At 68.5% G+C, this 23323-nt stretch carries 20 protein-coding genes, 1 tRNA gene and 3 pseudogenes; 17 read left to right on the forward strand and 7 right to left on the reverse strand.

The annotated features are described in order from the left end of the window. The first annotated feature begins 207 nt into the window (after positions 1 to 207). Complete coding sequence (locus tag OG798_RS00395; protein WP_323138663.1) at positions 208 to 516, forward strand: NUDIX domain-containing protein; 309 nt, start codon at positions 208 to 210, stop codon at positions 514 to 516. Between the two features lie 308 nt (positions 517 to 824). On the opposite strand, the gene OG798_RS00400 is transcribed toward OG798_RS00395, so the two are convergent. Beyond that, complete coding sequence (locus tag OG798_RS00400) at positions 825 to 3032, reverse strand: ATP-binding protein (protein ID WP_328755799.1); 2208 nt, start codon at positions 3030 to 3032, stop codon at positions 825 to 827. A gap of 287 nt (positions 3033 to 3319) precedes the next feature. Beyond that, positions 3320 to 3916 carry a TetR/AcrR family transcriptional regulator gene (locus OG798_RS00405; protein WP_121413735.1) on the reverse strand — a complete coding sequence of 199 codons (597 nt, stop codon included), beginning with the start codon at positions 3914 to 3916 and terminating at the stop codon, positions 3320 to 3322. A gap of 109 nt (positions 3917 to 4025) precedes the next feature. On the opposite strand from OG798_RS00405, the gene OG798_RS00410 reads away from it, so the two are divergent. Further along, on the forward strand, positions 4026 to 4463 hold the full coding sequence (locus tag OG798_RS00410; RefSeq protein ID WP_120984829.1) for a nuclear transport factor 2 family protein: 438 nt from the start codon (positions 4026 to 4028) through the stop codon (positions 4461 to 4463). Between the two features lie 29 nt (positions 4464 to 4492). On the opposite strand, the pseudogene istB reads toward OG798_RS00410, so the two are convergent. Then, positions 4493 to 5158 (reverse strand): annotated as a pseudogene (istB, locus tag OG798_RS00415) (IS21-like element helper ATPase IstB); the annotation flags it as partial. Between the two features lie 286 nt (positions 5159 to 5444). Between istB and OG798_RS00420 the strand changes: the two are divergent. The 5 genes from OG798_RS00420 to crcB (OG798_RS00440) all read left to right on the forward strand — a co-directional run bounded on the left by OG798_RS00420 (position 5445) and on the right by crcB (OG798_RS00440) (position 7963). After that, complete coding sequence (locus tag OG798_RS00420) at positions 5445 to 5801, forward strand: DUF190 domain-containing protein (protein ID WP_328755801.1); 357 nt, start codon at positions 5445 to 5447, stop codon at positions 5799 to 5801. 151 nt (positions 5802 to 5952) lie between these two features. Beyond that, a complete protein-coding gene (locus OG798_RS00425; protein WP_267063688.1) occupies positions 5953 to 6291 on the forward strand; it encodes a DUF190 domain-containing protein in 339 nt (112 codons plus the stop codon). Between the two features lie 570 nt (positions 6292 to 6861). Next, positions 6862 to 7245: a fluoride efflux transporter CrcB gene (crcB, locus tag OG798_RS00430; protein ID WP_323138664.1), complete on the forward strand. Its 384-nt coding sequence runs from the start codon at positions 6862 to 6864 to the stop codon at positions 7243 to 7245. Next, on the forward strand, positions 7245 to 7592 hold the full coding sequence (locus OG798_RS00435; RefSeq protein WP_121413739.1) for a DUF190 domain-containing protein: 348 nt from the start codon (positions 7245 to 7247) through the stop codon (positions 7590 to 7592). The genes crcB (OG798_RS00430) and OG798_RS00435 overlap by 1 nt, the downstream gene beginning before the upstream one ends. After that, the gene (gene crcB, locus OG798_RS00440; RefSeq protein ID WP_121413740.1) at positions 7589 to 7963 is read left to right on the forward strand and encodes a fluoride efflux transporter CrcB; all 375 of its coding nucleotides are present in this window, start codon (positions 7589 to 7591) and stop codon (positions 7961 to 7963) included. Before OG798_RS00435 ends, crcB (OG798_RS00440) begins: the two co-directional genes overlap by 4 nt. A 62-nt stretch (positions 7964 to 8025) precedes the next feature. Here the strand turns inward: crcB (OG798_RS00440) and OG798_RS00445 are convergent, their stop codons facing one another. Further along, positions 8026 to 8391, reverse strand: coding sequence for a DUF190 domain-containing protein (locus tag OG798_RS00445; protein WP_435864178.1), 366 nt, complete (start codon positions 8389 to 8391; stop codon positions 8026 to 8028). A 176-nt stretch (positions 8392 to 8567) separates the two neighbouring features. On the opposite strand from OG798_RS00445, the gene OG798_RS56320 reads away from it, so the two are divergent. Then, the gene (locus tag OG798_RS56320) at positions 8568 to 8876 is read left to right on the forward strand and encodes a hypothetical protein (protein ID WP_413253495.1); all 309 of its coding nucleotides are present in this window, start codon (positions 8568 to 8570) and stop codon (positions 8874 to 8876) included. Here OG798_RS56320 and OG798_RS00455 read toward each other — a convergent pair. Continuing rightward, entirely contained in the window at positions 8863 to 9861 is a 999-nt protein-coding gene (locus OG798_RS00455; RefSeq protein WP_121413742.1) for an NADP-dependent oxidoreductase, read from the reverse strand. The two genes, OG798_RS56320 and OG798_RS00455, sit on opposite strands and share 14 nt — an antisense overlap. Positions 9862 to 10452: 591 nt before the next feature. Further along, a pseudogene (locus OG798_RS56325) lies at positions 10453 to 10693 on the reverse strand (hypothetical protein); the annotation flags it as partial. Between the two features lie 245 nt (positions 10694 to 10938). Between OG798_RS56325 and OG798_RS00460 the strand changes: the two are divergent. From OG798_RS00460 to OG798_RS00500, 9 genes are all read left to right on the forward strand, one after another. Continuing rightward, positions 10939 to 11409 (forward strand): VOC family protein, encoded by a 471-nt coding sequence (locus OG798_RS00460; RefSeq protein ID WP_328755803.1) that lies wholly within the window; start codon positions 10939 to 10941, stop codon positions 11407 to 11409. Between the two features lie 383 nt (positions 11410 to 11792). Next, positions 11793 to 13226 (forward strand): dihydrolipoyl dehydrogenase family protein, encoded by a 1434-nt coding sequence (locus OG798_RS00465; protein WP_443054176.1) that lies wholly within the window; start codon positions 11793 to 11795, stop codon positions 13224 to 13226. Positions 13227 to 13402: 176 nt separating this feature from the next. Next, positions 13403 to 13819 (forward strand): hypothetical protein, encoded by a 417-nt coding sequence (locus tag OG798_RS00470; RefSeq protein WP_147474116.1) that lies wholly within the window; start codon positions 13403 to 13405, stop codon positions 13817 to 13819. Between the two features lie 135 nt (positions 13820 to 13954). Then, the gene (locus tag OG798_RS00475) at positions 13955 to 14362 is read left to right on the forward strand and encodes an SsgA family sporulation/cell division regulator (RefSeq protein WP_267059819.1); all 408 of its coding nucleotides are present in this window, start codon (positions 13955 to 13957) and stop codon (positions 14360 to 14362) included. Between the two features lie 441 nt (positions 14363 to 14803). After that, complete coding sequence (locus OG798_RS00480) at positions 14804 to 15370, forward strand: TetR/AcrR family transcriptional regulator (RefSeq protein WP_121413747.1); 567 nt, start codon at positions 14804 to 14806, stop codon at positions 15368 to 15370. A 351-nt stretch (positions 15371 to 15721) separates the two neighbouring features. After that, a tRNA-Met gene (locus OG798_RS00485) sits at positions 15722 to 15795 on the forward strand. Between the two features lie 796 nt (positions 15796 to 16591). Next, positions 16592 to 18916, forward strand: a complete 2325-nt coding sequence (locus tag OG798_RS00490) for a SpoIIE family protein phosphatase (protein WP_328755806.1) — start codon at positions 16592 to 16594, stop codon at positions 18914 to 18916. A 106-nt stretch (positions 18917 to 19022) separates the two neighbouring features. Beyond that, a complete protein-coding gene (locus OG798_RS00495) occupies positions 19023 to 20987 on the forward strand; it encodes a SpoIIE family protein phosphatase (protein WP_267059821.1) in 1965 nt (654 codons plus the stop codon). A gap of 504 nt (positions 20988 to 21491) precedes the next feature. Continuing rightward, positions 21492 to 22580, forward strand: coding sequence for a glycosyltransferase family 2 protein (locus OG798_RS00500; RefSeq protein WP_075033438.1), 1089 nt, complete (start codon positions 21492 to 21494; stop codon positions 22578 to 22580). A 304-nt stretch (positions 22581 to 22884) separates the two neighbouring features. Here the strand turns inward: OG798_RS00500 and OG798_RS00505 are convergent. After that, positions 22885 to 23098: pseudogene (locus OG798_RS00505) on the reverse strand (IS6 family transposase); the annotation flags it as partial. Positions 23099 to 23323: the final 225 nt, after the last annotated feature.

The following is a 23323-nucleotide window of genomic DNA, read 5'->3' on the forward strand; positions in this document are numbered from 1 at the left end:
CTTGGGGCACGTAGTGAAGCCAGCCTCATGATCGACTGTTAGCTCTTAACGTGTCCGTGTCTTGAGCGACGCGGCGGACGATACCGAAGGCTGAAGCGGCTGTCGGCACGTGCCATAGCCCGTGACACATCGTGCGGTCAATCACAATCAACGGCGGTTTGCTGTAGTCGAGATGCACCGCTGAGCTGGGCCCTCACCGAACCCAGGGTGAGCCACGCGGGCGGCCCGTACGGCTACGGCCGGTGGCACATGCCTTCCGGGAAGCTCGACCAGGGCGAGCCCCTGCCCGTCGGCGCTGCCCGCGAGCTGTACGAGGAGACCGGCATCACCGTCGACCCGGCGCACCTTCGCCTGGTCCAGGTTGTACACCACCGGCAGAGTCAGGACGTCGAGCGGATCGGCTTCTTCTTCGAAGCCACGAAGTGGGAGGGACAGCCCGTCAACAAGGAGCCAGAAAAGTGCATGACACTCGAATGGTTCACTGTCCACGACCTGCCCGACGACATCATCGAGTAACCGGAAGCCGGCCTGAACGGCTACCTGAGCGAGAGCAGCCCTCTCGTGGAACACGGCTGGCAGTAGCGCAAGTTCTGGCCAGACGTACACGCGTCTGGCCAGAACAACCCAGAGCGATGCGGAGGACGAAGCAAGGTGCCCCAGCTCCCCGTGAACGACGTTATGATCATTCCAGACGACCTGCCTCGCGGGAGTCCAGCTCACTGCCTGAGCGGCACCGGCCTCGTCCGAGAAGGACCCGTCTTGCCGAGGCAGGAACTCGGGTCCGATACGCGCACTTGTTGGGTAATTACTGAGGCCCTGCGTCGTCAGGAATTGTCCCTGGTTCGTGCGGCCACCCACAGAGCGATCCGGGTGCGTGAGCGCAGGCCCAGTTTGTCGCGGACCTTGTCCAGGTGGGTGGCGACAGTACGCTCTGAAAGACCTAACCGTGCAGCGATCTGGCGGTTGGTCAGTCCCTCGGCGACGAGCTCGGCGACCGTGAACTCCCGGCCCGTGAGCGGGAACTGGTCCACGACGACCGCCGTGGCGTCAGAGGCCGAGCTAGGGTAGCCGCTCCCTCTCCGCAGGGCGTATGCGACGAGCCGGTCTCCCCGCAGTCGCCGGCCACCGCTGACAGCAGCGTCCTGCGCAGCGGCCGACAGCCCTGCTCGCGCACGAGCCGCGGTCAGTTCCACCCGTCGGCGCCACGGGTCCTCCGGCTCGGTGTCCAGCCGACGGCGTGCCTGCGCGCTCGCCTCGTACAAACGCAGGGCTCGCCGCAAGTCACCGCTCTCGGCGGCCACGAGGGCCAGGCCCTCGACCGGGTACAGCGCGTGGAAGCTTGCTTCGGGGACGATCCGGAGCACCTCGCCGAACAGTGCCTCGGCGTTGTCCAGACGGCCCAGGGACAGCCGTACGGCGCCGGCGGTGTGTAGGGCGGCGGCAGCCCGGCTCCAGTGCGCCTGCGCCCTGAGCACCGGAAGACAGCGAGCCATGAGCAAGTCGGCCTCGGCCTCCTCGCCCGCCTGAAGCAGGGCCCAAGCCAGGTGATGGGTGCACCATGCTGTGTCCTCCCGTCGGCCGAGCGCGGAGACGACACGCAGGCAATAGCGCAGGTCCGCGACGGCGGCGGCGAATTCACCACGGCACAGCCGTGCTGCCGCCCGCGCGTCCAGTGCATTGGCGAGACCAGCGGGGTGGTCACGCGTGCGTTCCTGGCGTACCGCCTGCTCACCAAGGCGTAGCGCTGCGGCCAGGTCGGTCTGCTGGCAGGCGACACGGGTGGCGAGTGCCGCTACCGCGCGGCCGAGGCCAGGCCCGGCAGGCAGCCGCAGAAGTCCGTCCAGTAGCGAGCGAGCGGCCGAAGGCTGTTCATGCTGGTAGTACACGCGGGCCAGTTCCAGGGCCAGCCGGTCACTCAAGGGGCCATCGCTGCCGTTGGCGCTGGCCAGGGCCGCTGCGAGATTGTCCCGTTCGCCGGTGAGCGGCCCACCTGCCTGGTCGGCGAACACCTCGCCACCGGTGAGTTCCGCGAGGCTGCCCAGCCAGTCGAGGGACCGCCGCCGTACGGCGTCCAGCTCGCCCGACACGATCAGACGCTCCATGGCGCAGGCGCGAACGGCGTTCAGCTGCCGGAAGCGCGCGGGGTACGCGTTGCCCGGCAGCCGTACGATCAGCGACTTGGCCTCAAGTCCGCACAAGATGCCGAGAATTTGGCATGGGGCGACGCCGCCGCCGGCGCAGACTGCCTCGGCGGCGCCTGTGTCGAATCCTCCGACGAGCACCGCGAGGCGCCGGAAAACCGCCTGTTCCGTCGGCTCGAGCAGCCGATGGCTCCAGTCGATCGCGGCGGTCAGTCCGTTGTGACGACGGGGACCGGTCCGGCTTCCGTCGGTCAGAAGCGACAGCTGGAACAGCCGGTTGTCCAGTCCGGCGAGGATGTCGCCCAGTGGGAGCGTGCCGACGCGGTGCGCCGCGAGTTCGATGCCGAGCGTCAGACCGTCCAACCGACGGCATATCTCGGCAACGGTCGCAGCGTTGCTACGCCAGAGGGTGAAGCCGGGCACACGGCTGGCGGCGCGTTCGACGAACAAGCGGACGGCGTCCGAGCGCATGAGGGCGGCAGGGTCGTCACCGGTGCTGGTAGGCGGCAGAGACAGCTCGCCGACCCGGAACACGGTCTCTCCGGGAACCCGCAGCGCCTCCCGGCTGGTGGCCAGGATCCGCAACCGGGGGCAGTGACTCAGCAGGGTCGCGGCCAGCTGAGCGCACGGCTCTGCCAGATGTTCGCAGTTGTCCAGGATGACAAGCCAGGAGGTGTTGCCGATCGCACGGACCAGGGCGTCGGTGCCGGATCGCCCCGCTCGCTCGCCCACGCCCAGCGCGGTGGCCACGGACTGCGCGAGCGGAGCGTCGTCGTGCAGCGAGTCGAGTTCGATCAGGTCAACCCGCGCGTAGCGCCCAGGCAGCCCTTTGGCGAACTCCAGCGCCAGCCGCGTCTTGCCGACGCCTCCGGCTCCGGTCAGCGTGAGCAAGCGCGATGTCCTCAGCAGGGTGCGCAGGACGGAGAGTTCCTGGCGTCGCCCCACGAAGGAGTCGAGCGCTCGCGGCAGCCCGCGACCTGGCTAGGGCGTCCGCTATCGGCCCCACCGAGGCGAGTTGAACTGGCCCCGGTTCGCGGATGATTCGTGAAGATTGGGCGCTGTGTGGTGGCCCCGGTGGGCGGCTTGATTTGGGACCACCGCTGACAAAGGTGCGGAGCGGCGAGCGCCTGGTCGGATTTCAGCGCGGGCGGTGATCTTCGGCGCGTCGAGCGAGCGCGTCATGCCGTATTCCCGTCGGCGTGGGTGTGGCGTGGGAGCAGGCAGTCGAAGACGACCTCTGCCAGCCTCCCGGGCCTCTCACTCGTGCCGCGTCGGCGGCCGGCCGTCAGTGCGGCCACGACGATGGCCTGCACGTCTGCTGCGTCCACGTCGTCGCGCACCGCCCCGGCCTGCTGGGCGCGGGAGAGGAGCGTGCCGAACAACTCGCGCAGCTGTGCCGCCAGTTCCTCGGCCTCGACGCCCATGGGGGCGCCCGCCGCCGTGATGGCCTCGGTCAGGTCCTGCTTCGCATCGGCCTCGGCGGTCATCCGGGCGAGGAAGGCGAAGAACGCCGGCCCGGCCTCTGCCTCGGCCAGGGTGGCGCGGGCGTCGAGCGTCAGCTGCTCCAGGTGCTCGCGCACGACCGCTTCGAACAGCACCTCCTTGGTGGGGAAGTGGCGGTGGACTGTGCCCGGCCCGACCCCGGCCCGCCGGGCGATTTCGTCCAGCGGGACCGCGAGGCCCTCGGCGGCGAAGGCTGTGCGGGCCGTTTGCAGGATGCGCTCCCGGTTGCGGCGTGCGTCTGCGCGCAAGGGGCGCTGTCGCTCGGTGGTCAAGTGCCCTCCAGGGACGGGGGTTTGGAGTATTGATAAGCGGGGCCTGCGCCCCGTATATTCAATCACGTAACCGGGGCCATCGCCCCGGTTGCGTCGAGAGGAGTGTCCCATGACCACTGCAGCACCGTGTGAAGTCCTCCAGCATTTCCTCCGTCTGACCGCCGACGGCCCCAGCGAGGCGATGGCCGACCTGTTCACCACGGACGCCGTCTTCGAGATGCCCTACCTGCCGCCGGGCGCACCCGTGCAGGAGCCGGGACGGGACGCCTTCCGGGCCCACCTTCACGAAGGGGCGAAGCTGCAGAAGTTCACGGCCGTGGACCACGTCCAGGTGCACGAGACGACCGATCCCGAACTCGTCGTCGCCGACTACCGCCTCCACGGCCGCGTCCTGGCCACCGGGAAGCAGTTCGCCTTCGACATGGTGATGTTCGCCCGCATCCGGGACGGACTGATCACCTGGTCGCGCATCTACTCCAATCCGCTCGACGGGGCGATCGCCTTCGACGCAGCCGAGGGACTGCTCGCCGCGATCACGGCTGCTTAGGGCCCCTCGTCCCTGCTGATCACAGGCGATCACTTGGTCCCGTCGGCTTTGTTCGCCCTGGTGCGAGCCAGGCGATAGGACTCGGTGCCGGTCTCGATGAGGCTGGCATTGAAGGTGAGCCGGTCCACGATCGCCGCGCAAAGCCGCGGATCAGTAAAGGTCTTGGACCAGCCCGTGAACGCCTCGTTGGAGGCAATCGCGATGCTGTTCTTCTCCTCACGCTCCGTCAGAACCTGGAAGAGCATCTCTGCGCCGCGACGGTCAAGTTCGAGATAGCCGAGCTCGTCGATCTCCAGGAGGTCGACGCGTCCGTAGCGGGCGATGGTCTTGCCCAGCTGCTTGTCGTCGGCCGCTTCGACCAGCTCGTTCACCAGGGCGGCGGCGGTGGTGTAGCGGACGCGGTAGCCGGCCATCGCGGCCGCGGTGCCCAGGCCGATCAGCAGGTGGGACTTGCCGGTGCCGGAGTCCCCGATCAGACACAGCGGGTAGCCCTTGGTGATCCAGTCGCAGGTGGCCAGGGAGTGGATCACCGCCGGGTCGACGTTGGGGTTGGCGCGGTAGTCGAAGTCACGCAGGGACTTCTCGCGCGGGAAGTGGGCGGCCCGGATGCGGCGTTCGGCCCGGCGGCGGTCGCGGTCCTCGCACTCGGCCATCAGCTACTCGGCGAGAAAGCCCGCATAGGAGAGCCCTTCGCGTTCGGCTCGGGCGATGAGTTCGCGCCCTCGGGCTTGAGGCGGTGCAAGAGTACGCGTGTGGCCCAGCTCTACCGCCAGGGCGCCGGTGAGGTCGCCGAGGATCGCGGCGTCCGGGCCGGTGCCGGGCTTGGGAGTCAGGTCCAGCCGAGCGGGGGCGGTGACGCATGGAGGAACGTCTCCCCCACCGCAATGGCACCCCGGGACGTACCCGGTGCACCCTGGGAGTGGGCCTCTCCCGCGCCTGGAGCCACAGGCGTGTCCCGCTCTGCCGAAGGGAGGAGGCGTGATGTCCTCATCGGCTGGCTGGGGCCGGCTGACGATCTACCTCGATGAAGCGCGGCAGTGGCGGGGTCGGTCGCTGGTCGAGGAGGTCGTGCTCCGTGCGTGGGAAGGCAAGCTGCGGGGGGCAAGCGTGCGCCGTGGTATTGCAGGGTTCGGCGATGCCGGCACCGTACGCAGGCAGAGTGTGCTCCCGCTTGTTCAGCATCTGCCAGCCGAGATCGTCCTCGCCGACGACATGGTCGTCCTGCAGGCCTTCTTGACCCGCCTGGACCGTATGCAGGCGGTTCTGCTGGCGACCCTCCAACCCGTCGAGGTCGTCGATATCTCCGCCGGGGCCAGCTGCGATGCGCACGAGTGGTGAACGCCCCCGCCTGCGGCCATCCGCCCCATCCCGGCGATCCTCCCCGGAAAGGAAGCTTGCGATGACCCCGCACCTTCCCCGGCACCACCACGGGGACGACGACCTCCCTCCGCGCGCGCCCCGTGCGCCCCTCAAAGGCCCGGTCCTGCGCATGACCGTCTACCTCGGCGAGTGGGACCAGTACCACCACAAGCCGGCCTACACCGAAATCTTCCACCGCGCGCACCGCGCCGGGCTCGCCGGCGCCAGCGTCTTCCGCGGCTTCGAGGGCTTCGGTGCCTCCTCGCTCGTGCACACCACCCGCCTGCTCGACCTCGCCGAAGACCTCCCCCTGACCATTGTGGTTATCGACGAGGAGGACCGCGTGCGTGCCTTCCTCCCACAGGTCCGCGACGTCGCCCCCGAGGCGCTGGTCACCCTGGAGCCGCTGCAGGCGGTCTGCCATCTCACCGGCGTGCCTCGCCCTGCCGCCGGAGAGGAGATGCGCTGATGCCCGTCCTCATGGTCTTTCTGGCACGGGACTCCGGCCCGGCGTAGTCGGATCGAAGAGCTGGACGACCGGGTCGAGGACGTCGCATACGTCGGCTGGAGCGGTCCGCGCTCTCCACGGGGGTGTCCCGTCCCGTTCGAATTTCCCTCCCGGGCGGCAGGGCGACCAGCAGATAGGTAATTCCCGGTGAGATCACCGGCCTGTCCTGTCCCAGGTCTTGTTGCCGCTGAGTGAGCTTTGGGGTGTGACCGTCCCGCTCTTCGTTGTTTGCGAGACGGGAGTGCGGGTGGGCATGATGCCGCGCATCCCCAGGAGCGAGGTTTAGGGTGGTCGTACGGCATCGGTGGGGTCGCAGGAGATGGTGCCCGAAGGGCGGCAGTGACGCGACGACGGTCCTTGCTCACCTGGAGCAGGGACGGGTGCACGGTGGTCGGTGTGCAGAGGCGCGCGGGACGTAGCGGTTTGAGGAGTGTGGCCGGAGGGCTGAGGACGGTTGCCGGGCCGGCCGAGCGGGCTACGGCAGGCGAGGAGGCGCAGCTGCGGCGTGCAGCGCGCCGCCGGGAGTTCGCGGTGCTCTCTGTGATCGCCGTCGGTGGGGCGGTAGGGGCGGGCGCCCGCTACGAGGCGGGGCAGCTGTGGCCCACCGGCAGCAGCGCGTTTCCGTGGACAACGCTGGGGATCAATGCCGTTGGCTGCCTGATCATCGGCGTGTTTCTGGTGGCGGTCACCGAGGTGTGGTCGCCGCACCATCTGTTGCGGCCGTTCTTCGGCACCGGGGTGCTGGGCGGCTTCACCACCTTCTCCACGTACTGCGCCGACATCGAGCGCCTGGTCGCACAGGAGCGGGCCGGTATTGCGCTGGCCTACCTGGCGGTGACCGTCGTGGCCGCGATGGTTGCGGTGACGATCGGCGTGGCGGCCGGGCGCCGCGCCCTAGCCGGAAGGATGCAGTAATGAAGCTCACTGGTCGCGCGTTGCGCATGACGGTCTTCGTGGACGACACAGACACCTGGCACCACAAGCCGCTTTACACCGAGATCGTGCATCGTGCTCACGCGGCGGGACTGGCCGGGGCGTCGGTCTTCCGCGGGGTGGAGGGGTTCGGGGCGTCCTCGATCGTGCACACCACCCGGTTGCTGTCGATGGCGGACGACCTGCCGACCGCGGTTGTCATCGTGGACGAGGAAGACCGGATCCGTTCCTTCCTGCCACAGCTGGACGAACTGGCCATCGAAGGCCTGGTGACCCTGGAGGAGGTTCAGGTGGTGCACTACGTGGGACGGGAGGCCGTGAGCCGATGAGGCTCCTGCTGGTGCTGCTGGGCGGCGCCATCGGGGCCCCGCTGCGGTACCTGACCGACCGGGCGGTCCAGGCGCGCCACGACACGGTCTTCCCCTGGGGCACCTTCGCCGCCAACATCACCGGCTCGGTGATCCTCGGCGTGCTGACGGGGGCGGCGCTGTCCGGCGCCGCGTCGAAGGACGTGCAGCTGTTCCTGGGGACGGGGCTGTGCGGGGCGCTGACCACGTACTCGACGTTCTCCTACGAAACGCTGAGCCTGGCCGCGGCTGGCGCGAGGTTCCTGGCGTTCGCCAACGTGGCGGCTTCGGTCATCGCCGGGCTCGGAGCGGTGTTCATCGGCTTGGCCGTGGCCAAGGCGGTGTTCGGATAGGCCCCGCCCTCACCATCCGGACACCGCTAGGGCCACCGTTCGCTCCGGCAGCGCCGCCCGCGTCAGACGGCGTCGGCGTGCGTCTGGCCGATGCGGCCCACCTCGACCTCTTCGACGATCACCAGGCCCTCGGTGACCAGTTCCTTCAGCGTGGGCAGGAAGCACCGGATGCGTTCCTCTTCGTCGACGATGACGATCGCGAGCGGCAGATCCTGCTTGACCGACCACAGCCGGTAGCCGTGGATGACCGTGGATGCCCCGTAGCCCTCCACTCCGCGGAAGACGGACCCGCGGAAGACGGACGCGCCGGCCAGTCCGGCCTGGTGGGCCCGGTGCACGATCTCCGCAACCAGCGGCCTGTGCCCCCAGGTGTCGGATTCCTCGATGAACACCGTCAGCCGCAGGGCCCTGTCAATTAGCCTCATGATGTCCTCCTGGCCGCCACGCAGTGCATGTCGCGCCGCACCCCGCACCGCTCGCGGTGCGGCCGATCCCGTGCAGCCCTGGCCCGCAGCCGGGCCCCGCCGCCCAGCCGGTAGCCTCTCCGAGGCGGCCGGCTCACCGCCACTGGCGAGGTTGTCCCCTGCCTGCCGTGCGGGCTGTCATGACGGCTATCAGCACCAGGGCCAGGGCCTGGAGCCGTACGGACCTGCTCCGCCAGCCCATCAGCGGGCGGCACACGGAGCCGGCCGGTCCTCTCAGCGGTCCAGTGCGGGCAGGTGGCAAGGCCGGTGTCGAACATGATGCGGTCGACGGTCTCGTGCAGGGCGCTGTCGGCGCCGAGGACGGTCTCGAACCCGTCGGGCAGCAGATCGCGCGGCCGGTGCCAGTCGCACAGCTGCCCTTCCGGCTCTTCCACGAGGCGGGCGCCGCCAACGCCGCCACCTCTCGGCTCGTCCCTAAGCGACCGTGAGCACAACCTTGCCCCGGATGTGCCCCCGGGCGACGCGCTCGTGCGCCGCCCTGGCATCCGCGAGCGGGAACATGCTGTCGATCGCGACGCGAATCTTCCCCGCGTCGACCAAGCTCTGCAGTTCGGCGAGCTGCGCGCCGCTCGAGCGAACCGACACGGCCGTGACCGTGACACCCAGTTTCGCGTTCTCCTCGTCGTCGAACTGGCCGAAGTACACCGGGTAGAGGAACCCGCCGCGCTTAAGGGTGCGCAAAAAGCGCCTGCTGTCGGGACCCCCGACGGTGTCCAGGACCAGGTCGACGTCACGAACAACCTCCTCGGGCCGCTCCTTGGTGTAGTCGATGAACTCGTCGGCGCCGAGCTCGCGCAGGAACGTCTCGTTAGCGCCGGAGGCCACGGCGATGACGCGGGCCCCCTTCCACTTGGCCAGCTGGAGAGCGAGGTGCCCCACGCCACCGGCAGCGCCGTTGATGAGCACCGTGCTCTTGCTGCCGAGTGCCATCGGGCGGTGCTGGGCCTCCTGGAACGGCGAGGGATGATCGTGCCCGAGCTCGATCAGGAACTGCCACGCCGTCAATCCCGACATGACCAGGGCGGCGGCGCGCACGTGGTCGATGCCGGTCAGCTTGCGGGCGAGGTCGGACGCCGGCGCGGTGACGTACTCGGCGTACGCGCTGCTCTGGAGAAGGGTGGGAAAACGCAGAAGGCCGATCACCTCGTCTCCGACCGCGAAGCCGTTGACGTCGGCGGCGACGGCTTCCACGACGCCTGAGACGTCGGTCCCCGGAATCAGGGGGAGCTGGAACTCGGGCCTGATCTCGGGAGGTATGTCGGGCATCCCCTCGCGTGCATACCGGTCAGGAGGGTTGATGCCGACCGCGTGCACGCGCACGAGCACCTCACCCGACCCCGGCACAGGAACCGGCACCTCCTCGTAGCGCAGCACCTCAGGGCCGCCGAACTCGTGCAGCCGGATCGCTTTCATGGTCTGTCTTGGCACAGCGCTCTTCCTGCGTCTCTCGCGGGGACAAATGAAGTGAATCAGTGATCCACTTTTCCGGACCACTGATCCGAATATATGGACCACTGATCCGAATAGTCAAGAGGGGGCAGACGCGGGCCGACGCCAGGACGGACCCCGACCACCTGTTCGCCGCAGCGGGGACCGCCATCAGCGAGCAGGGCGTCGACATTCACGGCGCGACATCGCGCGCAGGGCCGACGTCAGGCTCGCGAGGCTGCTCCAACTCAGCACGCGTGGGCGTCACTTCGAAGGCCTGAGGCCTGGCGCGAGCGAGATTCCGACGACCGCAAGGAGCGTCCGGGCCCGACGGGGAGCGTCACCCTCAAGCCTGCAGACGAAACCGTCTCGCTCGCAGACCGACAAACTGGGCCGCACGCTCGACGGGAGCGGTTCGAGGCCGCGTTCGCCAAGACGGTCAAAGGGTGCCGGCATCGAGCCCCCCCGGGAGCGGACCGCGATCGCCGCGAATCGGCTGACGATGGCGGCGCGCACGAACAGTTCGAGACCCAGGGCACCTTGTTCGCTCCCTGCTTCTCGCCGGCCCGGGTCGACTCAGCAGCTACCGCGAGCCGACGGGACCCCGAAGAGGCGGTCGGCGCATGGTACGAGCGAGCGCTGATCGCCGAGCCGAGCGAAGCGTCGCCGACAGTGCAAACAAGTCGGCGCCATCAATCCGCGCCATGACCGCGCCCCAGGCGCGGGCAAGGAGTCGCGCACCGTGACGCAGCAGCGTCTCGAGTCCGGCCTCCGCCTTGCGCGCGATCTCGCGCAGCGACACATCGACGCCCCGCTCATGCATCAGCCCACATCTCCCCCTCTTGACCATTCGGATCAGTGGTCCATATATTCGGATCAGTGGTCCGGCAAAACGGACCATTGGTTCAGGTCGGACTGCAGCGGATCAGCCACTCCCCCTTCGGCGTCACGCCGCCCGCCGCAGCAGCCGGAGGCAACGAGACCCCGGCCGCGACCACCACCTGTTGAACCGGTGACGCATTGGGCGTAATCCACCGACGTCAAGAAACAAGGACACCCCCCATGAAACTGAAGCTCGAAATGATCGTGCTGCCCGTCTCCGACATCGACCAGGCCAAGGCCTTCTACGCGAAGGCCGGATTCCGCCTGGACGTCGACTACAAGGCCAGCGAGGACGTCCGGGTCGTGCACTTCACACCGCCCGGCTCCGAGTGCTCGATCATCTTCGGCGAGGGGATGACCCCCATCACGCCCGGCTCTTTCCAGGGCCTGTACCTCATCGTCTCGGACATCGAGGAAGCCCGCGCGGAGCTCACCGGCCGCGGCATCGAGGTCAGCGAGATCTTCCACGACGCAGGCGGCCTCTTCCACGGCCACGAGGACGGGAACGTCACCCACCGCCGCCCCGGCCAGGAGCGGCTGGCCGGCCTGCACCCCGAGCGCGCCTCCTACGGCTCCTTCGCCACCTTCAGCGACCCGGACGGCAACGGCTGGGTGCTCCAGGAAATCTCGGAGCGCCTCCCCGGCCGCTGACCTCCCCCACAAGCCGCCAAGCCACCGTCCAAGGGCTGCAACAGGCCGTCGCCGGCCCGGACGACAGCCAGTCCGGACCAGCACCTCTCGCGGTCCGGACCGAAGACCGGCACCGGACCGCCGGGCGAGCGCACGGGTGGGTGCTCTCCGCCGCCCGGCAGTCCGGCTGCCACGGGGCCGCGCTGGCCGCCACGGCCGACCCAGCCCGTGACCGCCCCTCGACCCCGTGCGGTGCGGCGGCCCCGCCGTCCGGCGGCAGGCAACGGCGAACGCGGCCGGCAAGGGGCCGCGGCCGTGGAGAGTCCGGCCCAGGCACGCAAGCAATGACGAACGAAACAGTGAGGAACACAGCAGTGACGAACGCAGCAGTGACGAACGCAGCAGTGACGAACGAGACCACCCGCACCTACGACGTGATCGTCATCGGCGCAGGGCCGGTCGGCGAGAACGTGGCCGAACGCGCCCGCTCCGCCGGACTCAGCACCGTGATCATCGAGCGCGACCTCATCGGCGGCGAATGCTCGTTCTGGGCCTGCGACCCCAGCAAGGCGCTGCTGCGGCCGGTGGTCGCACGTGCCGACGCGAGCCGCGTACCCGGACTCGACCCGGCCGTCGCCGGCCCCCTGGACGTCGAGGCGGTCCTCGCACACCGCGACAAGATGTCCTCCTACTGGAAGGACGAGGACCAGGTCGACTGGCTCAACTCCGTCAACGTCGACCTCATACGCGGTCACGGCCGCCTCACCGGCCCCAAACAGGTCGCCGTGCAGACCCCGGAGGGCGACACCGTCCACCTGACCGCCCGGCACGCCGTCGCCGTCTCCACCGGCACCCGCGCCGCCCTGCCCCCCATCCCCGGATACGACACCGTCCGCCCCTGGACCAGCCGCGAGGCCACCACCGCCACCAAGGCACCCGGCCGCCTCGCCATCGTCGGCGGCGGCGTCGTCGCCGTCGAGATGGCCACCGCCTGGCAGGCCCTCGGCTCCCAGGTCACCATGCTCGTCCTCGAAAACGGGATCCTGGAGCGTATGGAACCCTTCGCCGGCGACCTGGTCACCGAGGGGCTGCTCGAAGCAGGCGTCGACATCCGCTTCAACACCACCGCCACCTCCATGACACGCGAGGACGGCGAAGTGCGGATCACGCTGTCCGACGGCGGACAGCTGGCCACGGACGAGATCCTGCTGGCGACCGGCCGCGCCCCACAGACCCGCGACATCGGCCTGGAAAGCGTCGACCTCACCCCCGGCGACTGGCTCACCGTCGACGACACCTTCCGTGTCACCGGCGTCGACGGCGGCTGGCTCTACGCCGTCGGCGACGTCAACCGCCGCGCCCTGATGACGCATCAGGGCAAGTACCAGGCCCGCATCGCCGGCGCCGTCATCGGCGCCCGCGCCAACAGCGAGCAGGTCGACGACGCCCCCTGGGGCGCGCACGTCGCCACCGCCGACACGGCCGCCGTCCCCCAGGTCATCTTCACCACCCCCGAAGTCGCCTCCGTCGGCCTGACCAGCCGCGAGATCGAACAGAGCGGCCGCCGCATCAAGGTCGTCGACTACAACCTCGCCCACGTCGCCGGTGCCCACCAGTACGGCGAGGACTACCGCGGCCACGCCCGCATGCTCATCGACACCGACCGGGGCACCGTCGCCGGCGTCACCTTCGCCGGCCCCGGCGTCGGCGAACTCGTCCACTCCGCCACCATCGCCGTCGCCGGCGAAGTCCCCCTCGACCGGCTCTGGCACGCCGTCCCCGCCTTCCCCACCCTCGGCGAAATCTGGCTGCGACTGCTCGAGACTCACCGCGGCTGAACATGCTCCCGCCGGCATGCGGGGCGGTCCTGGCCCGCGCCCGGCGACCCAGCCGTCCGCAGGCAAGGAACGGACCTCCGACGCCCCTCCTTCTCGGGGCAATAGCCAGCCCTCTACCACCTTCTCGGACCATAGCCAGACCCTCTGTCAGAGGGCGCAGACCAAGGAAAATGATCATGAATCACATGTTTGGACGACGGGCCACCACCATGGCCGCCACTCTCGCTGTCGCAGCAACCACCCTGCTGGCAGTAGGCGGCAGGGCATCGGCGACGTCCGACCCGTCCGTCGACCGCACTGCGGACGCCTCTCACTCCTCCAGCATCACCGTCCAGTACGGCGACAATCGCGGAGGCGACCGTGACAGCGACCGCGACCGCGAGAGCAGCAACCGTCGCATCGACCGCGACAGCAGCGACCTGTATGTCTACGACAGCCACCGCAGGTGGGAGCGGAACGACAACAAGTGGCACCACAACAACGGCGGCCAGCAACACTCCTACGACGGCCAGCAGTTCCACCACTGGAACGCCGACAAGTGGGTCACCGTGAGTGCCAAGGCACACGGGCTCAACGACCACACCTCCCGCTGACCGTCGGAGCACAGGACAGGTACGTGCGTGTGCCCGGACATGCGCGGGCACCGACTTCGGAGGGTGTGGGTGCACCGCTGCCGGCTGCAGTGGTGCACCCGTCAGCCCGTCAACCTACAGCTGGAATCATGAGCGTTGCATAGATCAATCTCTTTATGCCGAGTTCACACTCACGCCGGACCAGCGGGTGAAGGTGCCGACCCGTCTCCTGTACGAACCGCGCGACCCTATGCCGTGCACATCATCTTCTATGCCGATACCGACGAACCGGTCGCCTGGGTGTTCGACCGCGATCTGCTGGCGCAGGGCATACTCCGGCCGAGCGGAGAAGGAGACGTGCGACATTGGCCCACCCACACACGGCCGGATGCCGTGCTGAGTCACGTACTGCCCCCTCCGCACAGGGCCGCCCACCTCACAGCCTCCCTCTCAGTGGTGACGCACTGGTTGGAGCGCACCTACCACCTGGTGCCGTCCGGGCGGGAGGGTGACGGCATCGACCTGAATGCCGAGCTGTCCCGGCTGCTACACGGGACGGCCTGATGAGGAGACATCCAGACCGCCGGCAGAGACCTCGTGTCACACCTGAAGCTGCCCCGTGATGGCAGGTTTCCAGGTAAGGCCGGCTCTCGTCGTTGGCGCTGAAGGCGACGTCGCCGATGAGCTTCATCCCGGGCCTACGGATGACACTCGCTTTCCCACCCGCCGCCCGCGCAACGAACCGTCCAGGGAGCCATCCTCCGGCGCGCCGCGAGCAAGCACCCGCGCCTGCGCTTGGACGGACCGTCCCCGTCTCGACAGGGACCTCGGCCGCACGACGCACTCCGCGTCAATTGACGCATCAGCACGGACGGCGGTAAAGGCCGCAGGAGGCGGCTCGCCCCTGCCCGCGCTACACGATACCCTTATCCGGATCAGTGATCCATGTAATCGGACCACTGATCCTAATAAATGGATCACTGATCCGGATACTCAAGGGGACAGATGCGGGCCGATGCCAGGAAGAACCGCGACCACCTGCTCGCAGTAGCGGGCGCCGCCATCAGCGAGCACGGCGTCGACGTGTCACTGCGCGACATCGCGCGCAGAGCCGATGTCGGTCTCGCGACGCTGCTGCGGCACTTTTCGACACGCGAGGCGCTGCTCGATGCCCTGCTCCACACGAGCTTCGGCGAGCTGACCGCCAAGGCGGACGCCCTCGCAACGGACGACTCGCCCGGCGATGCTCTCGTTTCATGGCTGCGCGAATGCGTCGGATGGACAACCGAGTACCGGGGCGCGGTCGTGCTGATGGCCGCCGCCATCGCGGACCCCGATTCCGCACTCCACGCTTCGTGCGTCACCCTGCGCGCGGCCGGTGCCCGGCTCCTTGCCCGCGCCCAGGCCGCGGGCCTGGCGCGGACCGACATCGACGGCGACGATCTGTTCGCGCTGGTGGAGGCGCTCGCCTGGCTCGGCGATCAGCGCTCGCTCGCGCCCCGCGCCGATCACCTCTTCGACGTGGTCGCAAGCGCGATCCTGACCAGCACGGCGAACAGCACCCGCAGCTGAAATCGTCACGCACGCAGACCGGCGAACTCGCCCCGCGCGCTCGGCAAGAGCGGCGCGGCGCCCAGGTCGCCATGGCGGCCAAGGTCGCCGGCGTCGGGCCGCGCGATACCAGGGAGCGGACCGCGACCGCTGGGAAGCGGCCGGCGAAGATGGAGGCGCGCTGCTGATACGACCTCACCCATATGCTTAGCAGTTTCCTGCCGCGCCGGCGCTGAGGGCGGTCACCATCAGACGCAGGGAATCCCGGTCTTCAGGCCGGGCGGGAATGCGCTCCTCGGTCTGGAGGCGCGAAGCGCCGGATTTCTCTGCGCCTTTGTGGTGACGGTCAGGCTGGGCGCTTCTGGTTGCTCACGCGGGGTGGAGCAGCTCGGTAGCTCGCTGGGCTCATAACCCAGAGGTCGCAGGTTCAAATCCTGTCCCCGCTACTGAAACCTGAGGGGCCGGCACGATGTGCTGGCCCCTCAGGCGTGCCCAGCCCGGGGCACGCGGTCGCAGAGCGCGGATAGGCACCTCTGAGGGAAGAGCAGGGGCGGCCGACGCCACCACGTCAACAACCCCGCTCAGAGACGCGCGGCCTGGGTTGGGAACCCGAAGAACACGCAAGCTCGAAAGGCGGCATGCTCTGCTCGCTCCTCTCACCCACGTTCCACGCGGCAAAGGCAAACGCGTGGGCCGCAACCGGCGGGGAGCCACACCCTGGACTCCGTGCCGACCAGCTGCGCGTCCGGGCTGCCCGCACTCCTGGGACAGCGCCACGGTCGCAACCTGACTGGATCCCACCTCAGGCACCGGGCGCAGCCACCGCAGACACCGGGCAGCGTGGACGTCGGGGCTGCGCACCGCCGAGCAGCCAGTCGACTGACCGGCGGGCGCCCTCCTGAATGCACGGCTGCTGTCCGGGGTGGTCATGCCCGTGCGGCACCCCGTGGGAGCGCGCGGGCTACCGGCCGGTGTCTGCGTACGGGGAGTTGCAGTAGTCGACGCTGTCGATGACCACGCATGCCGTGAAGAGGACGATCGGATTGCTCTGGATGTCGGTGGTTTCGCTGCAGGTGTTGTTGCCCTTGAAGTTCGACAGCGTCTGAAGGTTTCCGATCTTGCGGTAGTAGCGGACGGCGACCGTAGCCGTGACCTGCTGCGCTGGTTCCCTTCAGTACGACATCCCTGGTGAGAGGCGGGCTGAGCCGATCGGCGTGACGATGAGGGCGGAGGTGTTTTCGCATGCCCACCGGTGACGTGCTCCTACTCGTCGATGAGAGTGGCCGGGTGATCGAGTGGGGGCGTCCGGCCGAGGAGCTGTTCGGTTGGTCCGCCGAAGAGGCCGTCGGCCAGTCCGTGACCGCACTCATGCGTGAGCTCGCCGCTGACGGCAAACATCGGGGGGAAAGCTTCTCGGATGCGGCCGCGGTGCTGGTCAAGCCGGTGTTGCGGGGTACTTCCGTGGTGTGGCAGATGCTCGCAGCGGGGGACACCATGTCGGGGCAGGACGTGGCGATCTTGAAGGCTGCGTTCACCCATTCCCCGGTGGAACTGCACGTCCTCGACAATCAGCTGCGCGTGGTCCGCATGAGCACCGCCACCGGCGGGATGCCTGACACACCAGTGAGGCACCTGCTGGGCAAGCATTTCACCGAGGCGTGTGAACTCGCGGACTCCGAGGAAGAAACCGCTGTGGCGCAAAGGGTCCTGGAGAGCGGAGAACCGGTCGTGAACCGGATCGTCCATTGCATCAAGGCACCAGGCCAGCCCGCGCGTATCCAGTCCGTCTCCTACTTCCGTGTGGAGGACTCTCACGGCAATGTGGTCGGACTGGTGGCGTCCACGGTCGACGTCACCGAGCGGGAGAACGCACAGAACCGCCTGGCCCTCCTGGACACGGTCCGCACACAAGTGGGGCACCGGCTGAGCGTGATGGATGTCTGCTGGGAACTGGTGGAGGCGGTAGTGCCAGCCTTCGCCGGCATCGCCGACGTCGAGGTGATCGAAGACGTCGTCCGCGGAGAGGACCCTCCCCTGGTACCCGTCCACGGGGACGTCCCACTGCGCCGAGCAGCATTCCAAGGCCCAATCGCGGGTCACCCGCTCGGAGCCGTGCGGCCCCTGCCGGTCGGCACCCCCTTCTCGGACGTCCTGTCCGACCTTCGGCCGCGCCTCGTGGCGATCGAGGAGGACAGCTCGTGGCTGGCCGCCGACCCGGCCCGAGCCGACGTCATCAGGCGATCCGGTGCCCACTCCCTGATCGTGGCACCGCTGACATTGCGCGGTCATGCCCTGGGCGTGGTCAGCTTCTACCGCCACCAGCAAGAAGACCCCTTTGAAGAGGAGGATGTCGCGTTGGCGTCCGCGATGTGTACGCACGCTGCGCTCTGCATCGACAACGCCCGTCAGTTCATGCGCGAGTGGATCATCGCGCGCACCGTCCAGCGCAGGCTTCTCCCGCACCAACCGGCCACACATTCCACCGTGGAGATCTCCCCACTGCACCTTCCCGCTCCGGAGGGCGGCGGCGCGTGGTCCGACGCGATCGCGCTGCCCGGTGCACGGACCGCGCTGATCGTCGGCGACGTGGCAGGCCAAGGCATCGCCGCAGCCATCGCGATGGGACTCCTGCGGACGGCCGTCCATACGCTCGCCGCCCTGGATCTGCAGCCCGACGAGCTGCTGGCCCGCCTCAGCGACACCGCAGCCCGTCTCGTGGCCGCGCGGGCAACGCTTCCTCCCACGGATCCCCTCAACCGCGAGCCGCTCACCGCCGGCTGCATCATCGCGATCTACGACCCGGTCGATCTCACCTGCACCATCGCCCGCGCCGGCCTCCCCGAGCCGGTCGCGGTCTTTCCCGACGGCACCTCGGCCAGCTTGCCCGTTCCCCCAGGCCCCCAACTCGCCGAAACGGGCAACGCCCCTTTCCCCGCGACCACCGTCGACCTCCCCGAAGGAAGCACTCTGGCGATGGGCACGGCCGCGCTCGCGGACGCGGTCCTGGCACCATCGGGTCCCCTGCGCCCGCTCCTGGACGGCGCCAGCACAAGGCGCCTGCCGGACGTGTGCGACGACATCGCGCACGCGCTCACAGCCGGCCACCCGACCGGCGAGAGCCAGATGCTGCTCGCCCGCACGAAGGCGCTGCCCCAAGACCGGGTACTGACCCTCGCTCTGCCTGCGGACCCCGAGGCTGCCCCGATCGCCCGCGCAGCGGCCCGCCGCCAACTGGAAGCCTGGGGCGTGGACGAGGAAACGGCGTTCACCACCGAGCTCATCGTCAGCGAGCTCGTCGGCAACGCTGTCCGCTACGGCGCTCCGCCCCTGCAACTTCGCCTCGTCCTGGAGCGGATGCTGACCTGCGAGGTCAGCGACACCGCGGCCAGCGCTCCGCAGGTGAAACATGCCCGCACCATCGACGAGACAGGCCGAGGGCTGTTCATCATCGCGAGCGTCGCGGAACAGTGGGGCACCCGCTATCAAGCCCGGGGAAAGACCGTCTGGGCTGAGCAACCGGCAGTGGTGTCAGCGGAGCGCCGGAACGCTGCCGGGCGTCCTGCGTGAGCGCGGCAGGGGCTGCCCGCCACGCCGAGCGGCTCAGCGAAAAGACCGCAATACGATGGAAAAGGATCGTTTGGGCCATCGCTCGAGGATTGTCAGGGAGCGGCAGATGGATACCTGGGACGAATTCCTTCGCTGGGCCACCCCATCGGCTCTTCTGACGCCAGATGGCACCATCCACTCCCTCAACGCCCCGATGGCCGCGACGCTGGGCAGGCCGGCGGAGCAGTGCGTAGGTTACGACTTTCTCGACTTGCTGCCCGAAACGCAGCGAGCCTCGGCCGAGAGCCTGCTGATACACGGGGCCACGACGAAGACGGTCGCGATGCGTGTGCTGGAGTTCTCCGGACCGGACAGAGCGTCCGTGGTCAGCCTCATCGAAGCCCGGCCGGTGAAGGATCCCGCAAGTCGCGAGCGGCTGGTGTGGGTGCACTCGGTGGACGCGCGAAACGACCCGGGCGGCCTGCTGATCCCGTTCCGGCTGGCGGCCGCAGCCGCGGACCTCGGCCTGTGGATGTACGAACCCCGGAAGCGCCGGCTGGACTGGCTGGGGGGCGCACCCGCGCTGGCCTCGCTGTTCCCGCATGCCTCGACGTCCTTGGCCAGGGTGGTCCGGCGGGTTCACCCAGGCGACCGGGAGGCCCTGAGACGGCTCGTGCGCTCGACCGGAGCCCAGTCCTCCTGGATCAGCCTGCGGTTCCGTGCTGAGAACAACGGGTGGAACCACATCGCCTGCCAGACCCGTCGGATCCAGCTGGGCTATGGCGGCCCTGAACAGGTCTTCGGGGTGATCCGCGACGACACCCTCCTCGAGGCGGGCCGACAGAAAGCGCTGGCCACGCTCTGGGCAGAGCGGCAGCGTGCCGACGAGATCGCCGCCTTCTCCGCCGCCCTGATCACCGCCGCCACGGAGCAGGAACTCCAGCAGGTCGTCCTGACACGGGTCGCCGCGACCTTCGGCGGCACGGGCGCCGTGCTTACGCTCCTCGACGGTGAGACAGGGCGGCTGCACGCCTCCTCCGATGCCAGGATCGACCCGCGGCAGGCCGACGCCATGGAAGGCGTGTCTCTGGATGAATCGCAACCGCTGACCTGTGCGATCCGAACCGGCACGCCGCACTTCATCCCCAATCACGAAGAACTCATACGCGACTGGCCGCAGACAGCCAGTATTCCGTGGCTCGGCTCCTTCGTCGCCATTTCGATCGCCCCGCTCAGTCCGGTCGGCGACCAGCCGCTCGGGGCCTGGGCGGTGACCTACGACAGCGAGCACCACTCGCCCCCGGACGAACGTGCCCTCATGAGTACTCTGGCCGACCTGGCAGGCCAGGCACTCAGACGCATCCGATTGCAGCAGGCCCGCGTCGACCTGGCCGCGGCGCTCCAGCAGAGCATGCTGCCCACGCTGCCCGAGCATCTCCCGGGCCTGGAGGTCGCCGCCCGCTACCGGCCCAGCCGCGACGGGCTCGACATCGGCGGGGACTGGTACGACGCCTTCGTGATGCCCGGCGGTGCGGTGGCCCTGGAGATCGGCGACAGCCAAGGACACGACGTGGATGCCGCTGCCTTCATGGGACAAGTACGCACCTCCATCCGCGCGATCGCCCCACACGAACCGGAGCCGGCCACCGTGCTGACGCGCACCAACGAACTGCTCGTCACGATGAACGCGGCACGATTCGCCAGCTGCACCATGCTCTACATCGGCCCACGCGAAGGACAGGTCACCGGCACCAGCGCAGGCCATGTGCCGTTGCTCTGCATACGCGAGGACGGCAGCAGCGACATCCGCGAACTGCCGGGCGGTCCGGTGCTGGGAGTCCTGTCAGGCACCGACTACCTCGAGGAGACCTTCACGCTCGAGGAGGGCACCGCGCTGATCATGGTCACCGACGGTGTGGTCGAAGGACCGGGCCTCACACTGGACGACGGCCTGGAGCGAGCCGGAACACTGGCCGCCCAAGCCCTCCACGACGGGCTGAACGCCGAGGCGATCGCTGACCGAATCCTCGACGCCGCGGTCGCGGTGGACCACCTCGACGACGTGGCCGTGCTGGTCATCAGACGCATATGACGACGCCCTTCGTGAAAGCAGTGCGTTCGAGATCCAGTTCATAGCGCGGCAACGTATGGCTGCCGCGCGTTGCGGGGCGGTCCTTTCCAGGTCATCGGTCGCCTTGGCTCTCACTGCGGCGGTGCCCGGCTACTGGCGGGTGAGCCCGGCGGGATCGATGTCGACGGGAAACGGTGCGTGGATCCGGGTGGTCGCGCCCCGTTCTCAATCCATATGCGGCCGTCGCATCCGACCTGCAGCACCGCAGATCAAACGGCCTGCCAACGTAGCAAAACCCGTCGCAATCTACCTGCGGGGGCGCAGGTCAACGATAAGGCGCTCGCAGCAACATCAGTGAGACCTCACAGCCGAAGTCGGCGGCCACCTGCTCGAGTGTCACGTCCGGACCGCGGTTCCTCGCGACCCGCGCGACGTCCCCGCGGAACTCCTCGGGATAAGGCTTGGGCACAGCGACATCCTTCCGACCCGCCCCACAGGGCAAGCCAGTTCAGATGTCACCCGGTCGTGCACCAGACCCTCACGTCCGATAGCTTGTCATGCCTTGAGCTGCCGACCTATGTTTCGATGATCATGCGCACATCCCCAATGATCAGCGTCATAGTCGCCGCTCACGACCTGCAGGGTCAGCTGGAGAGCTGCCTGCGTTCGATCCTGAACCAGTCCTTCCGGGATCTGGAGGTCGTCGCGGTCCTGGACCAGTCGCCTGAGTGCCCTGCGAACGTGGTGGATGACTACGCTCAGCGTGACGGGCGCGTGTCCGTCGTGCGCTTGAAGGGTGTCGTCGGCATCGGCCGGATACGTAACGCAGGCGCGGAGCACGCCGCCGGTGATTACCTGCTGTTCCTGGACAGCGATCACATCGTCGGGGGTACAACACTTCAGGCCATGGCCGACCAGCTGCAAGCTACAGACGAGCCGGACGTTCTTCTCTTCGGGCATACGCGTCTGCATCACCGTCGCTCCTGGCACGGTGCCGCCGCCGAGCTGATTGCCCAGCAGGGGCGTGAGTCCTTCGCCCCGATCGATCTGCCTGAGTTGTTCGGTGCCCCCGCCTACTCCTGGGACCGCTTGTTCCGCCGCGACATGTGGATCCGGCAGCACCTCTCATTTCCCGACGGTCTCTACGAGGAGGTCTCGGCCGTCCACCGCGCCATGCTCGCCGCTGACCGGATCGGCGTTCTGAGATGGAACTGCGTGCAAATCCGCCGCCGGCTCACCCAACACCCCGCAGACGCGCCAGGCGGCACCCACTTCGACGTCTTCGCCAGGTACGAAGAGAGCTTCGGTCTGCTGCAGGAGCGCACCGCCCTGGACGCTCTGGCTCCCTTTCTCTTCACTCGCATGATTCGTCACTACCTCTTCCTTCTCAATCTTGAGGGGTGCCTCTCCCGCGCCGAGCGCCCGCAGTTCTTCCAACGCGCCAGCGAGCACTACCGCCGATTCCTCCCCGACGGCTACGAGCGCCCCGATGGCCGCGAGGGCGTCAAGTTCCAACTCGTCGCGAGCGGGATGTACAGCGCTTTCGAGGCCGCCAGGCTCCCTCAGCTCGCACGCGGCTTCGTCTCCCGGGGCGCCACCGTCCGCGGAGGGTAGCGCAGGCTGAGCGGCACCGACCGGGACACTCAATGTCAGGACGTGGCCTCACGCCCGTGACACGGCTTCCCGCCGCGCCGACGGGTGAACTCACCGAGCAGCCAGTCCTGATCCTCGACCTCCTCGCCAAAGTGGGTCTTCAAAGTTGAGCGGTCCTAACTTGTTCGTGGGTTGGACGGGCCATCGTAAGGTCCAGAGGCCCAGAGACACCGGGTATGGCTTTTGAGGGCGTTGTCACGTTGCTGTGTGTGTGGGTGCCTGATGGCGCGTCGGAGCGTGGTGGGGCCCGGGTGCCGGCCTGTGGTCAGGCCGTGGTGGCTGTGGCGACGACTCCGGTGACGTGGTCCCAGACGGCGAAGCGGATGGTCATCTCGGCGCGGTGGTCGGAGGCGGTCATCAGGTGACGGTGGGGCCGGAAGTGGGGGTGAGATGCCGCTGAATGCGGACAGGAACCGCTGGGCCGCGCCGACGGAGCGGATGCCTTTCATCGCGCGTTCGCGCTGGCGGGTTGCGATGTGCCGGCTTCGTGGCAGTGACCCAGCTGGGGATGTACCACCCCATGACAGCCGCGAGGTCGCGAAGTACCACCGCCGTGTCAGTGGCAAGCCCCCAGCCACAGGCCGACGACCAGCAGGTACACAGTTCTCCCACTCAACCGTGACTGACACGCTCTCACTGACACGAAGCCGACACATCGCACCCAGGAGCCACGTAGAAGCTGTTGTCTTTTCGATTTTGAGCGG

Origin of the sequence: Streptomyces sp. NBC_00271 (genome assembly GCF_036178845.1) — a bacterium.
Taxonomy (GTDB): Bacteria; Actinomycetota; Actinomycetes; order Streptomycetales; family Streptomycetaceae; genus Streptomyces.

Bases quoted from the DNA above. Each gene is read 5' to 3' on its own strand.
- crcB (WP_121413740.1), top strand. From the start codon at position 7,589: ATGAGGCTCCTGCTGGTGCTGCTGGGCGGCGCCATCGGGGCCCCGCTG.
- OG798_RS00425 (WP_267063688.1), top strand. From the start codon at position 5,953: ATGACCGTCTACCTCGGCGAGTGGGACCAGTACCACCACAAGCCGGCC.
- OG798_RS00495 (WP_267059821.1), top strand. From the start codon at position 19,023: ATGGATACCTGGGACGAATTCCTTCGCTGGGCCACCCCATCGGCTCTT.
- OG798_RS00480 (WP_121413747.1), top strand. From the start codon at position 14,804: ATGCGGGCCGATGCCAGGAAGAACCGCGACCACCTGCTCGCAGTAGCG.
- OG798_RS00460 (WP_328755803.1), top strand. From the start codon at position 10,939: ATGAAACTGAAGCTCGAAATGATCGTGCTGCCCGTCTCCGACATCGAC.
- OG798_RS00420 (WP_328755801.1), top strand. From the start codon at position 5,445: ATGTCCTCATCGGCTGGCTGGGGCCGGCTGACGATCTACCTCGATGAA.
- OG798_RS00410 (WP_120984829.1), top strand. From the start codon at position 4,026: ATGACCACTGCAGCACCGTGTGAAGTCCTCCAGCATTTCCTCCGTCTG.
- OG798_RS00455 (WP_121413742.1), bottom strand. From the start codon at position 9,861: ATGAAAGCGATCCGGCTGCACGAGTTCGGCGGCCCTGAGGTGCTGCGC.
- OG798_RS00435 (WP_121413739.1), top strand. From the start codon at position 7,245: ATGAAGCTCACTGGTCGCGCGTTGCGCATGACGGTCTTCGTGGACGAC.
- OG798_RS00490 (WP_328755806.1), top strand. From the start codon at position 16,592: ATGCCCACCGGTGACGTGCTCCTACTCGTCGATGAGAGTGGCCGGGTG.
- OG798_RS00470 (WP_147474116.1), top strand. From the start codon at position 13,403: ATGAATCACATGTTTGGACGACGGGCCACCACCATGGCCGCCACTCTC.
- OG798_RS56320 (WP_413253495.1), top strand. From the start codon at position 8,568: ATGACGGCTATCAGCACCAGGGCCAGGGCCTGGAGCCGTACGGACCTG.